13 protein-coding genes are annotated in these 13,474 nt (G+C 73.9%); 7 read left to right on the top strand and 6 right to left on the bottom strand.

Going from position 1 to position 13,474, the window contains the following annotated elements:
* The first annotated feature begins 86 nt into the window (after positions 1 to 86).
* Together A6P39_RS10450 and A6P39_RS10445 are read left to right on the top strand one after the other, a co-directional pair.
* Entirely contained in the window at positions 87 to 2,102 is a 2,016-nt protein-coding gene (locus A6P39_RS10450) for an AAA family ATPase (protein ID WP_067045970.1), read from the top strand.
* Complete coding sequence (locus A6P39_RS10445; RefSeq protein WP_234378916.1) at positions 2,086 to 2,793, top strand: FHA domain-containing protein; 708 nt, start codon at positions 2,086 to 2,088, stop codon at positions 2,791 to 2,793. Before A6P39_RS10450 ends, A6P39_RS10445 begins: the two co-directional genes overlap by 17 nt.
* A gap of 19 nt (positions 2,794 to 2,812) precedes the next feature.
* On the opposite strand, the gene A6P39_RS10440 is transcribed toward A6P39_RS10445, so the two are convergent.
* The 5 genes from A6P39_RS10440 to A6P39_RS10420 all read right to left on the bottom strand — a co-directional run bounded on the left by A6P39_RS10440 (position 2,813) and on the right by A6P39_RS10420 (position 6,158).
* Positions 2,813 to 3,478 (bottom strand): hypothetical protein, encoded by a 666-nt coding sequence (locus tag A6P39_RS10440; protein WP_067045968.1) that lies wholly within the window; start codon positions 3,476 to 3,478, stop codon positions 2,813 to 2,815.
* A gap of 197 nt (positions 3,479 to 3,675) precedes the next feature.
* The gene (locus tag A6P39_RS10435; protein ID WP_067045966.1) at positions 3,676 to 4,212 is read right to left on the bottom strand and encodes a hypothetical protein; all 537 of its coding nucleotides are present in this window, start codon (positions 4,210 to 4,212) and stop codon (positions 3,676 to 3,678) included.
* Positions 4,190 to 5,464 (bottom strand): WXG100 family type VII secretion target, encoded by a 1,275-nt coding sequence (locus A6P39_RS10430; protein WP_067045964.1) that lies wholly within the window; start codon positions 5,462 to 5,464, stop codon positions 4,190 to 4,192. Before A6P39_RS10430 ends, A6P39_RS10435 begins: the two co-directional genes overlap by 23 nt.
* On the bottom strand, positions 5,464 to 5,766 hold the full coding sequence (locus tag A6P39_RS10425; RefSeq protein ID WP_067045962.1) for a DUF6317 family protein: 303 nt from the start codon (positions 5,764 to 5,766) through the stop codon (positions 5,464 to 5,466). The genes A6P39_RS10430 and A6P39_RS10425 overlap by 1 nt, the downstream gene beginning before the upstream one ends.
* Entirely contained in the window at positions 5,763 to 6,158 is a 396-nt protein-coding gene (locus A6P39_RS10420) for an SAV_915 family protein (protein ID WP_234378914.1), read from the bottom strand. Before A6P39_RS10420 ends, A6P39_RS10425 begins: the two co-directional genes overlap by 4 nt.
* Before the next feature lie 402 nt (positions 6,159 to 6,560).
* Here A6P39_RS10420 and A6P39_RS10415 point away from each other — a divergent pair, with 402 nt between their 5' ends.
* The 4 genes from A6P39_RS10415 (at position 6,561) to A6P39_RS10400 (ending at position 11,423) form a co-directional block, all read left to right on the top strand.
* Positions 6,561 to 8,375 (top strand): gamma-glutamyltransferase family protein, encoded by a 1,815-nt coding sequence (locus A6P39_RS10415; RefSeq protein WP_067045960.1) that lies wholly within the window; start codon positions 6,561 to 6,563, stop codon positions 8,373 to 8,375.
* Positions 8,376 to 8,511: 136 nt separating this feature from the next.
* Complete coding sequence (locus tag A6P39_RS10410) at positions 8,512 to 9,348, top strand: inositol monophosphatase family protein (protein WP_443052849.1); 837 nt, start codon at positions 8,512 to 8,514, stop codon at positions 9,346 to 9,348.
* A 150-nt stretch (positions 9,349 to 9,498) separates the two neighbouring features.
* Positions 9,499 to 10,917: a phytoene desaturase family protein gene (locus A6P39_RS10405; RefSeq protein WP_199840797.1), complete on the top strand. Its 1,419-nt coding sequence runs from the start codon at positions 9,499 to 9,501 to the stop codon at positions 10,915 to 10,917.
* Complete coding sequence (locus A6P39_RS10400; RefSeq protein WP_067045953.1) at positions 10,914 to 11,423, top strand: O-acetyl-ADP-ribose deacetylase; 510 nt, start codon at positions 10,914 to 10,916, stop codon at positions 11,421 to 11,423. The genes A6P39_RS10405 and A6P39_RS10400 overlap by 4 nt, the downstream gene beginning before the upstream one ends.
* A 211-nt stretch (positions 11,424 to 11,634) precedes the next feature.
* On the opposite strand, the gene A6P39_RS10395 is transcribed toward A6P39_RS10400, so the two are convergent.
* On the bottom strand, positions 11,635 to 12,219 hold the full coding sequence (locus A6P39_RS10395; RefSeq protein WP_275883840.1) for a CBS domain-containing protein: 585 nt from the start codon (positions 12,217 to 12,219) through the stop codon (positions 11,635 to 11,637).
* 258 nt (positions 12,220 to 12,477) lie between these two features.
* Between A6P39_RS10395 and A6P39_RS10390 the strand changes: the two genes are divergently transcribed.
* On the top strand, positions 12,478 to 13,365 hold the full coding sequence (locus A6P39_RS10390; protein ID WP_067056488.1) for a methylenetetrahydrofolate reductase: 888 nt from the start codon (positions 12,478 to 12,480) through the stop codon (positions 13,363 to 13,365).
* Positions 13,366 to 13,474 lie beyond the last annotated feature (109 nt).

Below are 13,474 nucleotides of genomic sequence, written 5' to 3'. Positions count from 1 at the left end.
GCGCCGGGCACGACGTACGCCGGTGAGGACACCGGCGTACCCATGGCCGGCGCGCGGCCCCGGGCGGCGCGCAGGGGGGAGGAACGATGGACCTGTCCAAGGAGGACCGGCTCCCGCCCTTCGTGGAGGAGCTGGTCGGAACGCTCGGTGTGCACGCGCAGTACGTCCTGCACGGCAACATCCGTGACCTGCACCTGGTGCGCCGGCGCGGCCGGGACCGCTTCCACCCGCTGCTCGACGTGCTGTGGAACCTGCTCAGGGAGAAGGGCTACGAGGCGCTGGTGCTGTGCGACCAGGTGAGCGGCTTCCGGGTCGCGCCGGTCGGCGAGGGCACGGTCCAGGCGGCCGTTGCGGAACTGCTCCAGGAGACCTGCGAGTTCCCCGGCCAGGGGCCGGCCGGGCGCCAGGCGGTGCTGGAGCAGTTGCGCAACATCGTGGACGGCTGGGCGCGGCAGCGCGAGGAGACGGTGCGCGACGGCCGCCGGCAACGGCCGCTCAGGGTCGCCCTCGTGATCGACCACGCCTCCCGGCTCCTCGTCGATCCGTCCCGGCTGACCAACGAGGAACGGGACTTCTTCCTCGCCTGCCTCAAACTCGCCCACGAGGCGAAGCCGTTGGGCCCCCGGCCCACCGCCGCCGCCCCCATGCCGCAGGGCCCGGGCCTGTTCAACCCGGTGATCTGGCTCGCCGAGGGGGAACGGGACGTACCCGGGTGGCTGATCGCCGGCAGCGAGCGGATCCGCGCGGTCGCCGTGCCGGAACCGGACGCGGACGAACGCTCCACCATGGCCCGCCTCCTGCACGAGCGCTACGAGCGGTACGCGGGACACGGCACCCGCGACGGCTCCGCCGCGCCCGCCGGCACGGACGGCGAGGCGACGGCACGCGCGGTCGGCGCCTTTGCCCGGGCGGCCTCCGGGCTGAGCCTGCGGGCCATGGAGGAGAGCGTGAAACTCGCCCGCGCCCGCGGCCTGCCGTTCGCCGCCGTGCCGGACGCCGTGCGGATCTACCGGCTCGGCGTGGAGAAGAACCCGTGGAGCCGCGACGAGATCCGCCGGCGCATCCTGCGCGGCGAGGACCCGGCCGACGAGCGCTCCATCCCCAGCCGGGTGCGGGGGCAGGAGGCGGCCGTGGCGATGACCCTGGACATCCTCAAGCGTGCCGCCCTCGGGCTGTCCGGGGCGCAGGCGACCAACCCCGGACACCGGCCGCGCGGCGTGCTGTTCTTCGCCGGCCCGACCGGCACCGGCAAGACGGAGCTGGCCAAGGCCGTGGCCTCCGTGCTGTTCGACAGCGACCAGGCCTATCTCCGCTTCGACATGAGCGAGTTCTCGGCCGCGCACTCCGCCGACCGGCTCGTCGGCGCGCCGCCCGGCTACGTCGGCTACGAGGCCGGCGGCGAACTGACCTCCGCCGTACGGGAGAACCCCTTCCGGGTCATCCTCTTCGACGAGATCGAGAAGGCCGACAAGGGCATCCTCGACAAGTTCCTGCAGGTGCTGGAGGACGGCAGGCTCACCGACGGGCAGGGCGTGACGACCTACTTCAGCGAGTGCGTGCTCATCTTCACCTCCAACCTCGGCGTGCAGCGCACCGACCCGGACACCGGGGAGCGCGAGTGGATCGTCGAACCAGGCACGCCGTACCGGGAGTTGGAGGCCACGGTCAAGGACAACATCAAGAAGCACTTCGAGCAGGTCATCGGCCGGCCGGAGCTGATGAACCGGATCGGCGGCAACGTCGTCGTCTTCGACTTCATCTCCGAGGACGTCGCCGAGCAGATCTTCGCGGACCAGGTCGAGAACATCCAGCGTCAGCTGACCCAGGGCCACCAACTCGACCTGCGGATCGAGGACGGGGCCCGGCGTGCCCTGCTGGACCACTGCACCCGCGACAAGTGGAACGGCGGCCGTGGCATCGGCATGGTCCTCGAGACCCATCTGATCAACCCCCTGGCCCGGGAGCTGTTCGCCGCGTCCGACCTGGGACCGGGCACCACGGTGGTGGTGACGGACGTACGGGAGTCCGACAGCGGGCGGGTGGACACGACGGTGGTCCTGAAGAAGGGAGACGCCATTGGCGGAGGTGCACGACTGGGATGACGACGAGGAGGACGCGTGGGAGGAGACCGGGGAGGACGCGTGGCAGGAGACCGAGCAGGACGCGTGGGAGGACACCGAGGGGGACGCGTGGCAGGAGACCGAGGGGGACGGTGAGGGACTGGGGGACGACGGGCGCGAGGGTCACACGCCGGGTGCCGACGAGAGGCCCGACTGGGAGACGGTCGACGGCACCGCGATCCGCACGGCTCCGCGCCGCCCGCGCCGGCAGCCCGTCGGCCGTCGCTGCCCGGCGTGCTCCGTGGTGGTCCCCGCGGGTATGCCCGTGTGCCCCGCGTGTCTGTCGCCGGCCGGTGCGGGCCCGCGGCCGCAGCGGCCGGCGGGCGGGGCGCTGCGGCTGGTGTTCCGGGCCGGCGGCCGGCACCTCGACGTGCCGTGCGGTACGCAACTGCGGCTCGGGCGCAGCGGCACCTGGGCCCCCGAGGCGTCGGCGCTGCTGGCCGGCGAGGAGACGGTCTCCGCCCGGCACGCGACCGTGGAACACCGGCAGGACGGCTCGGCCTGGGTGAGGGAGGTCGCGCAGGGCGCCACCAACGGCACCCGCGTCAACGGCCGGGTCCTGGGACCCGACGGCTCGGCCCGCCTGCGCGACGGCGACCGGGTCGAACTCGGCCCCCGGGTCAGCTTCGTGGTCCTCGGCGTCGAGGAGGGCCCCGCCGTGCCGCCGTACTGAACGGGAACGTGCGGCGCGCTCAGCCCTGCCCGCCGCCGAGGGCGCCGACCGCGGCCCGCGCCGCCTTGATCGCCCCCGTGTTGATCGTGTCCGTGTCCGGGGCCTTCTTCGTGTCGAAGTCGCTGCCGTTGTAGGTGACGACGACCAGGGCGTTGGAGACCCGGACCAGCACCACGCCCTCGCGGGTCTGCTGCTTGTCCTGCGTGGTGAGGTTCACCACCGAGTAGGCGCTGTCCCCGAGCCCCGGCACCGTCCCGCCGCCGCTCTTCTGGGTGACCCGCTGCTGGTACTCCTGCTGCGCCTCCTGCTCCGACTGGCTGATCTCGAACGACACGTCCAGCCAGCGGTAGGAGTAGCCCTTCAGGGCGTTCCAGGAGCAGGTGCGGCGCAGCTGGGTGTCCGTCGACGGGATCTCCTTGCCCGCCGTCTGCGCCCCGGGCACCAGGGCCGTGACGGTGGCCGCGGGCACGCTCGTACAGGGCGTGGGCGCGCTGGAGTACGACTTCGCCGCGGCGGTGGACGACGGGCCGGAGGACGACTGGGCGGGAGAGTCCTGGGACGTGTGGTGCCCGGCGGCGGCGGGCGGCGCGGCGGGCCCGGACGTCAGCGCCCAGCCGGCACAGGCGAGGACCGCGACCGGTGTCAGACGTGCGGTGAGGGCGAGCGGCAGAGGAAGGGAACGCACGGCGCACTTCTCGTGGGGGAGGGGGTGCGGAAAGGGGGTCCGCATGGTGGACGGGGACGTCAGTGTCACACGACTGTCTGTGGGGCGGAAGTGGAAACTCGCTGTGTGCCGGGGCGGTTACGGCAGCGGGTTCACGACGTACCGCTCTGCCCGTTATGCACCTCCGGCCGACGGCGGGCACCGACCGGCGGCCGGGGTCATGTTCCGGTGGCGTGCGCCTCGAGCCAGCGGCGGGCGCCGACCTCGCTGGGGTACTCGCGGACGGTGGTGTAGGCGACCAGCCAGCCGACGGCCCACGCGGCGAACGCCGGCATCACAGGGGCAGCCAGGATCACGAGTGCGCGGCCCACCGCGATCAGGCCCGGAACGCGCCTGTTGTGGTCGCGCTTGGCCTGGAGCGTCTGTCCGGGAGAGGGGGGATCCAGCAGCGCCGCACGGTGGCTGCGGCGCTGCGAGACCCAGCCCCACACCAGGGCCACGGCGGACGCCACGACCTGCACGCCGTCCCACGGGATACGCATGGAGGACGGCAGCACTTCGAGGAACCCTGAGTACAGCCCGAACGCGAAGAGGCAGAACATGGCCAGCACGAGGACCATGCTGAAGGCCGTGCCGCTGCGGCGCAGCCAGTACGCCGTGCCGCGTTTGTACCAGGTCCTGCCCAGCTTCGGCAGGGAGGGGATGGGGACCGAGAACCCGGGGGCCGGGGCCTCAGAGGAAGCTTGTGACGCCATGCCAGACATCCTTCGCCAGTCGTTTGCCGTCGTGATAAACCCCCGTGGCGACATGCCCGGCGCCCACGGCCACCCCGCCGACCACACCGTGATCGTGGATGTCCTCGCTCCAGTGCTCGTGCAGGGAGTGGTCGATGACGCTGGTCGAGATCAGCGCCGCTCCCACACCCACCACCGCCACCGCGGCGGCGGGTGCCGTGGCCGGCATGACCGCGCTCGCGATGACCGCGCCCGCGACCAGGCCACCGACGTTGGCTCCCTCGTCGGTGGCGACGGAGTGCTGCCAGGACCAGCCCTTGTCGTGGTCGCCCTTCGCCTCGATCAGACCACACGCGCCGGCCGCGGCGACGTCCAGTACGGGCAGCTCCTTGAGGACGTCCGGCACCGCCTCCAGCCCCTTGCCCAGACGCAGCGCGTCCGCGGCGTCGGCCAGCTTGACGTTCAAGGCCCGGTCGTACGGCAGTTTGGTGCTGCCGTTGTCGGCGCGCGCGATGTCCCCTTCCAGCGAGTCGACCTTGGTGAGCGCGTCCCGGTAGGCGCTCTTGGCGGGCAGGTCGTCGGGCATCTTGCGGCCCTGCTGCTGGAACGTCTTGCGTTCGGTGCGCAGCTGCTTCTTGGCGGCCTGCGCATCGGCCTTGGCCGCGTCGAGTTCCTCGCGTGCCTTGATGCCCCCCGCCCGGGCGTCCTCGGCGTCATAGGCGTACAGGCCGCGCAACGCGTCGTACAGGGTGACCTTGTCCCCCGCGGACACCGAGTCGTCCTTCTTCGTCGCGTTGTCGTGCAGCGCCAGCAGCTGCTTCGCCGCCACCAGCCGCGCATGCTGCGCCGTGTGCAGGATCTCGTCGCGTGCCTTGACGTACTCGTCCCTCGCGGAGACCGTCTTCTGGTCGTCTTTGCTCGACGGGGGCGCCGGCACGCCCTTGCCGTCCGTCACCACCCCGTTGCCGGCCGCGGTGTGATGCGCGTTCTTGAGGGCCGCATCGCACGTGGACAGCGCGTTGGCGAGCGTCTCGAGGATGGTGCCCGCCGCGTGCACCAGCTCGGCGAGGGCGCCGGCGGCCACCGCGTCCTCGTCCCACCGGGCGCGGAAGGTCGAGGACGCGTCGCCCTTCCAGCTCGCGTCGTCCACCAGCTTGTCCACGGCGTGACTGAGCGGCTTGACGACGCCGTCCAGCTTGTCCTTGGCGTTCTTGTACGTCTCGGCCATCGTGCGGAGCCCGCCGATGTCACCGCCGACCCAGTTGTCGCTCATCAGTCCTCGTCCGGCATCAGGTCCTCGAACACGCCGTGAACGTCCACGTCGTGCCGGTGGAAGGAGTCACGCGCGTACGCGACCTTGTCGCCATGGGCGTCCATCCGGTCCGCAAGAAGTACGTGCAGGCCGATGATGAGATGGGAGACTTCCTTGATCGCCGAGTCGAGCCCCGGATCGCCGCCGCTCACCACGGGCGGTGCCACGTCACCGTGCAGCTTGCGGAAGTCGCCGGCCTCGTCGTGGAAGGTCTTCGCCAGCGTGGACAGATCGTCGTAGATGACTTTGAAGTCCGCGCTCACCGCCGCACCTCCTGCGCGAAGGCGGCCAGGTCCTCCGGCTGCCAGGTGGGCTCTGCGGGTGTCGCGCGCGGGTCCAGCACGACGGTGACCCCCTGCTCGCGCACGCCCTCGGCCAGCGGGCCCAGCGAGGTGGCCACCCACGGCTGTGCCTCGCCGAGCGCGTCGACCAGCTTCTCCAGCGCGGTGAAGGCGAAGGCCACGTGGCCGTGGGAGGGATGGCCGAAGAGTTCGAGGACGACGAAGGCCGAACGCACGGGACGGCCGTCCGCGCCGGTGCCGGCGACCGACCTCGGATGCGCCGGTACGAACACCGGTGTGTGGTAGGCGGGTACGCCCGGTTTGGGGCCGGGCCGTCCGTCCGTGGCCGGCCGGGGCGGCGGAGCTGTGTCCACGAGGTCCAGCAGCGCCGAACGGCGCGGCTGCGGAGCCTGCTGTGAAGTCCCGTGTCCCGGCGGATCAGGTTCCAGGAATTCGTGCAGCCGCGACCGTATCGGCGCCCCCACCGCCTTCACCTCTTCCCCGTGGTTTCGCGTGGCCGTTGGGCCCGACCACGTTAGCCAGCGGTCAACGGCGCAAATCCGGCTATGTCGGGGAGCCGGGGCGCGCGTACACGGAACCCATACGACCGTTTGGTCCGGGGTAGAGCAGTCCTTGACCCGTTGCTGAACCGGGGCCTGCGCCCTGCCGCCCGCACGGCACCGAGATCAGCGGCTCGGCCGGCCGCCGTGTTCCCCGGACGGCGATCACGCTCCTACGATCACCCGGGACAGGCAGCCGAGCCGAGGAGTCGCCCCGTGTTCACCACCCGGCCCACCCTGCAAGGCACCTTCGGCATGGTGTCCTCCACCCACTGGCTGGCCTCCCAGTCGGCGATGGCGGTCCTGGAGGACGGCGGCAACGCCTTCGACGCCGCCGTGGCCGGGGCGTTCGTGCTGCACGTGGTGGAACCGCACCTGAACGGACCGGCCGGCGAGGTGCCGATCCTGCTCGCTCCGGCGGACGGCCCCGTGCGCGTGCTGTGCGGACAGGGCGTGGCCCCGGCCGGCGCCACCGTCGCGCACTACCGGGGGCTGGGCCTCGACCTCGTCCCCGGCACCGGGCCGCTCGCGGCCGCCGTGCCCGGCGCCTTCGACGCCTGGCTGCTGCTCCTGCGCGACCACGGCACGAAATCCCTCGACGACGTCCTGAAGTACGCCGTCGGATACGCCGAGCACGGGCACGCGCCCGTGGAGAAGCTCGGCGCGACCGTGGAGAGCGTACGGGAGCTGTTCGAGACGCAGTGGACGTCGTCGGCCGAGGTGTATCTGCCCGGCGGCCGGGCGCCCCGGCCCGGCGAGCGCTTTCGCAACCCCGCCCTCGCCGCCACCTGGAAGCGGCTGCTGGCCGAGACCGCGGGCAGCGGCGACCGGGAGGCGCGGATCGACGCCGCGCGCGCGGTGTGGCGCTGCGGCTTCATCGCCGAGGCCCTGCTGCGCCAGTCCCGGCGGCCCACCCTGGACACCAGCGGCGTACGGCACACCGGCACGCTGACCGAGGCCGACCTCGCCGGCTGGTCGGCGGGGTACGAGACGCCGGTGACCCACGACTGGAACGGCTGGACCGTGTGCAAGGCCGGTCCGTGGAGCCAGGGCCCGGCCCTGCTCCAGCAGCTCGCCCTGCTCCCGGCCGAGCTGCCCCCGTACGGCTCCGCCGACTACGTCCACCTGCTGATCGAGAACTGCAAGCTCGCCATGGCCGACCGCGAGGCCTGGTACGGCGACGCCGCCGACGTGCCGCTCGCCGAGCTGCTGTCGGACGAGTACAACACCGGCCGGCGCGGCCTGGTCGGCGTCAAGGCCTGCCACGAACTGCGGCCCGGCAGCCCCGGCGGACGCACCCCGCGACTGCCCGCGCAGGCGCACGCGCGCGTGGTGTCCGGCGGGCGCGGATTCGACCCGATGGGCGCGGGCGAGCCGACCGTCGCCGAGTTCCCCGGCGAGCCGCACGTCGCCGCCGACGGCACCACCCGCGGCGACACCTGCCACCTGGACGTCGTCGACCGCTGGGGCAACATGATCGCTGCCACGCCCAGCGGCGGCTGGCTGCAGTCGAACCCGGTCGTGCCCGAGCTGGGCTTCCCCCTCGGCACGCGCCTGCAGATGACCTGGCTGGAGGAGGGGCTGCCGAACTCCCTCACCCCGGGCCGCCGCCCGCGCACCACCCTCACCCCGTCCCTCGCGCTGCGCGAGGGGGCGCCCGTCCTGGCCTTCGGCACGCCCGGCGGCGACCAGCAGGACCAGTGGCAGCTGCACTTCTTCCTCGCCGCCGCCCTGCGCGCCCCCGTCCGCGGCGGCCTCGACCTCCAGGGCGCGATCGACGCCCCGAACTGGCACAACGACAGTTCCCCCAGCTCCTTCCATCCCCGCGGCAGGCGCCCCGGCAGCGTGACCGTGGAGTCCCGCATGGACGCCGGGGTCGTCGGGGAACTGCGCCGGCGCGGCCACGACGTCACCGTCGGCCCCGCCTGGTCCGAAGGCCGGCTGTGCGTGGTGGGGCGGGATCCGGAGACCGGCGTGCTGTCGGCGGCGGCGAACCCGCGCGGGATGCAGGGCTACGCGGTCGGCCGCTGACGGCCCGGCCCGGCCCGGCCCGGACCGGGCGAGGGCTGTGGGCGGTCCCTGCTCTTCATCCCGTTTCCACCCGCTGTGCACCGGGCGGGCGGGGATTGTCAGTGGGCCGTGTTCTCATGGAGCCATGTTCGAAGAGATGACGGAAACCATCGACGAGTTTCTCGCCCGCTGCTCGGCCGACGTGGAGGAAGCGCTGCGCAGCGCCGCCGCGGCCGAGATCCTGCCCCGCTTCCGCTGCCTCGCCGAGGACGACGTGGACCACAAGAGCGGCCCGCACGACCTGGTGACGGACGCCGACCGGCTCGCCGAGAAGCGGCTCACCGAGGCGCTCGCGGCCATGCTGCCCGGCTCGGTCGTGGTCGGCGAGGAGGCCGTGCACGCCGACCCGGCGACCTACCGGGCGCTCCAGGGCGACGCACCGGTCTGGATCATCGACCCGGTCGACGGCACCCGCCAGTTCGTGCACGGCGACGACGGCTTCTGCACCCTGGTCGCGCTCGCCCACCGCGGCGTCGTCCTCGCCTCGTGGACCTATGCCGCGGCACGCGGCCGGATGGCCACCGCGGTCCGCGGCCGGGGCGCCTTCCTCGACGGCGAGCGGCTGTTCGCGGGCCCGCCCGCACCCGGCCGGGACCTCGTCGTCGCCACCTCCCACCCGGACTACACCACCGACGGGGAGAAGCGCTCGCTGCGCGCCCTGTGGACCGACGGGATCGCACCCCGCCCGTGCGGTTCGGCGGGTCTGGAGTATCTCGCCATAGCCAGGGGCGAGTTGGACGCGGTCGCGTTCTCCTGGGAGGCCGCCTGGGACCACGCGGCCGGGCTGCTCCTGGTCGAGGAGGCGGGCGGCACCCACCTCACCCGTACCGGCGAGCCGTTCCGCGTCACCGGCGGCAACGCCCTGCCGTTCACCGCGGCCCGCGACGCCACGACCGCGGCCCGGGTGGCCGAACTGCTGCGCACGGCGCCCTGAGTCCCGCGGGGCACGCCCCGTCGCACGGACCTGTCGGCCGGCCCCGCCCGCCCGGCCGGCCCGCCCCCTCGCCCACCCGGCCCGGGGCGGTGTCGGTCGCCCGGCATATCCTGATCCCGAGTGGCCATCGGCTGACGAAGGGGTCCCAAGGTGCCGTCGATGCTCGATGCCGTCGTGGTGGGTGCGGGGCCGAACGGGCTGACCGCTGCCGTGGAGCTGGCCCGGCGCGGTTTCTCCGTCGCGCTGTTCGAGGCGAAGTCCACCGTCGGCGGCGGTGCCCGCACCGAGGAGCTGACCCTCCCCGGCTTCCGGCACGACCCGTGCTCGGCCGCCCACCCCCTGGGTGTCAACTCCCCGGCGTTCCGCGCCCTGCCCCTCGAGACGTACGGCCTGCAGTGGCTGAACTCCGAGCTGCCGATGGCGCACCCCTTCCCCGACGGCAGCGCGGCCGTGCTGGCCCGGTCGGTGGCGGAGACGGCCGCGTCCTTCGGGCCGCGCGACGCGGGCGCGTACCGCAGGCTGGTCGAGCCGTTCGTCGCCCGCTGGGACACTCTCGTACGGGACTTCATGTCCCTGCCGCTGACCGCGCTGCCGCGCGACCCCGTCACCCTGGCCCGCTTCGGCCTGGCCGGGCTGCCCCCGTCCACGTGGCTGATGCGCCGCTTCAAGGACGAGCGGGCCAAGGCCCTGTTCGCGGGCCTGGTCGCGCATGTGATGTCACCGCTCGACGGCCTGGCCACCGGCGCCATCGGCCTGGTCTTCGCGCTGGCCGCGCACGCCCGCGGCTGGCCGGTGCCGCGCGGCGGCTCGCAGGCGATCTCCGACGCCCTCGCCGCGTACCTCACCGACCTCGGCGGCGCGGTGCACACCGACTACGAGGTCAAGCGCCTCGACGACCTGCCGCCCGCGCGCGCGTACGTCTTCGACACCTCGCCCACCGCGCTCGCCCGCATCGCCGGCTTCGGCGACCACTACGCTCACTACCGCTACGGCCCCGGCGTCTTCAAGATCGACTACGCGCTGGACGGCCCCGTGCCCTGGACCGCGCCCGAGGCCCGCCTCGCCACCACCGTCCAGGTCGGCGCGAGCCAGGCCGAGATCGGCTCCGCCCTGCGCGCCGCCTCCCGCGAGAACCGCGCCCCCGACCGGCCGTTCATGATCACCGTGCAGCCGAGCATCGTCGACCCCACCCGCGCCCCCGAGGGCAAGCAGGTCTTCTGGGCGTACGGCCATGTGCCCCATGGCTGGTCCGGCGACCTCACCGACGCACTCGAACGCCAACTGGAGCGGTTCGCCCCGGGATTCCGCGACCGCGTGCTCGCCCGGGCCACCGCCGGCCCCGCCGAGATGGCCGCCCACAACGCCAACTACGTCGGCGGCGACATCGCCTGCGGCGCGGCCTCCGGGCTCCAGCTGCTGCTGCGCCCCAGACTGTCCCTGTACCCCTACCACACGCCCCATCCGGCCGTCTTCATCTGCTCCTCGGCCACCCCGCCGGGACCCGGTGTGCACGGCATGTCGGGGCACAACGCGGCCAAGGCCGTATGGCGCAGACTGAGGCAGACATGACCACCATCACCCTCGCCCAGGGCGACATCACCCGGCAGAGCGCCGACGCGATCGTGAACGCCGCCAACTCCTCACTGCTCGGCGGCGGCGGTGTGGACGGGGCGATCCACCGCCGTGGCGGCCCCGCCATCCTCGAGGAGTGCCGTGCCCTGCGCGCCTCCCGGTACGGCAAGGGGCTGCCCACCGGCCAGGCGGTCGCCACGACGGCGGGCGAGCTGGACGCCCGCTGGGTGATCCACACGGTCGGCCCGGTGTACAGCAGCAGCGAGGACCGCTCCGGCCTGCTCGCCTCCTGCTACCGCGAGGCCCTGAAGGCAGCCGACGGACTCGGCGCCCGCACGGTCGCGTTCCCGGCGATCTCCACCGGCGTCTACCGATGGCCGATGGACGACGCGGCACGCATCGCCGTGCGGACGGTACGCGGCACGCCGACCGCCGTCGAGGAGGTGCGGTTCGTCCTCTTCGACGAGCGGGCGTACGAGGCGTTCGCCGCGCAGCTTCGCTGACGGGGCGGGCCCGCGGCGCGCTCCGCGCGACGCGCGGACAACGGGCGTGGCGGCACAGGACGGTGCGGGGCCGCGGTGGCCCCCGGTGGGCCCGTAGCGGGTGGGGGCGGACCGCAACTGGCCGCAGCCGCCGATGCGATGGGCCGGAGGCGACCGCCGCCCACGCGGTCACCGGGTCGCCGAGCCGTCCGGCAGCCGGTGCGGGACCGGATCAACTGGGTGCCGGTGCCCCGGCGTTGCGGGGCCTGAGGGTGAGGACGCGCTCCGCGTGGTGTTCCTCGTGCAGGTCGATGCGGCGCGCGGCCAGCAGGTGGCGCAGGCTGATGACACCCTCGAGGCGGACCTCCGGCTCGCGGGTCACCACCAGCAGCCTCGTGACCTCGTGCTCGGCCATGCGGTTGGCGAGCGTGCGCAGGGTCTCGTCGGGGTACGCGACGACCGCAGGCCGGGCCAGTTCGCCGAGCGGCGTGGTGTCGGCCGGGTCCGCGTGGACCAGCGTGCCGTGCGTGACGACGCCGGCCGGCTCCCCGACCGCCCCGGCCGCCCCGGCCGACCGACCGCCCCGACCGCCCCGCCGACCGACCGCCCCGGCCGCCTCGGCCGACCGGCCGCCCCGGCCGACCGACCGCCCCGGCCGCCCCGTGCCGACCGACCGCCCCGGCCGACCGCCCCGCCCCGGCCGATCGCCCCGGCCGCCCCCCGGCTGGGGCCGCGGCCGACCTCGACCCCGCCCTCGCCCAGGCCGACGAGGCGGGCCGCCTGGCCGGCGTGGTGGACGACCCCCTGAACCCGGCACCGCAGCGACCCCGGCCGCCCCTGGCCGATCCGGCCCGACCGACCGGACCGACCGCCCCGACCGACCGCCCCAGCCGGCCGACCGCCCCGGCAGCCGGGGGCCCGGGTGCGGTTCCGTGTGCACGCGGGTGCGCGGCTGGAGCGCGCCCCCACACCCCTGCCTGCCTCCCCACACCCCTGCCTGCCCCCGGCCCCGGGCCCCGGCCGCCCCCGTGGCATCATCGGCCGAGGTCAGGACCGTCGCCGTACGAGGAGTTCGATGAAGCCCGTTCTCGCTGCCGCTCCGGTGGCCGGTGCCGCTCTGCTGGACGACTTCTCGCTGGAGATGACCGGCAAGGACGTGTCACGGCTGGAAGAGGCCCAAGGCAGCATCCCGCCCGGCACCCGCATCAACATCACCTTCCTCGCCGGCGAGGACCTCGGCATGCGGCTGGCTGCCGCCCGCGCGGTCAAGCGGCTCGGCTTCGTCCCGGTGCCGCACATCTCCGCGCGCCGCCTGCCGTCCCGCGCCGCCCTGGAGGAGTTCCTGTCCGCGCTGGCCGCGGACGGCACCGCCGGGAACGTCTTCGTCGTCGGCGGCGACCCCGCCCGCCCCGAGGGCCCGTACGAGGACTCCCTCGCCGTGCTGCGCACCGGACTGCTCCAGCACCACGGCGTCCACCACGTCGGCATCAGCGGCTACCCGGAGGGCCACCCCGCGATAGCCGACGCCACCTTGTGGTCCGCGCTCACGGACAAGGCGGCGGCCATCGGCGCCGAATGCCTCGGCGGCGACGTCATCACCCAGTTCGGCTTCGACGCCGGCCCGGTCCTCACCTGGCTGGAGGCCGCCCGCGCCCGCGGCATGCACCTGCCCGTCCGTATCGGCGTGCCCGGCCCGGCGGGCGTACGCCGGCTGCTCGGCTACGCCACCCGCTTCGGCGTCGCGACCAGCGCCTCCGTCGCCCGCAAGTACGGCTTCTCGCTGACCAACCTCATGGGCACGACCGGCCCCGACCGCTTCCTTGACACCCTCGCCCGCCGCTACGACCCCGAGCGGCACGGCACGGTCAAGGTGCACTTCTACACCTTCGGCGGACTGCGGCACACCGCCGAGTGGATCGCCGCCTTCCGGCAGCAGGCCGGCGAACGCGCACCCGCGGTCTGAGCACGGCCGCGCCGCACGAGGAGGGCGACCCGGCACCGGCGGCGGACCAGGCCCGCGAACGCTGGTGTCGGATTTCCGCCAGCGGCGGCCGGTGTCCGTGGCCGATCCT

It is taken from the genome of Streptomyces sp. FXJ1.172 (assembly GCF_001636945.3).
In the GTDB taxonomy this organism is placed as follows: domain Bacteria; phylum Actinomycetota; class Actinomycetes; order Streptomycetales; family Streptomycetaceae; genus Streptomyces.
Note: the sequence above shows the minus strand (reverse complement) of the source record. Positions and strands in the feature narration are given on the sequence as shown.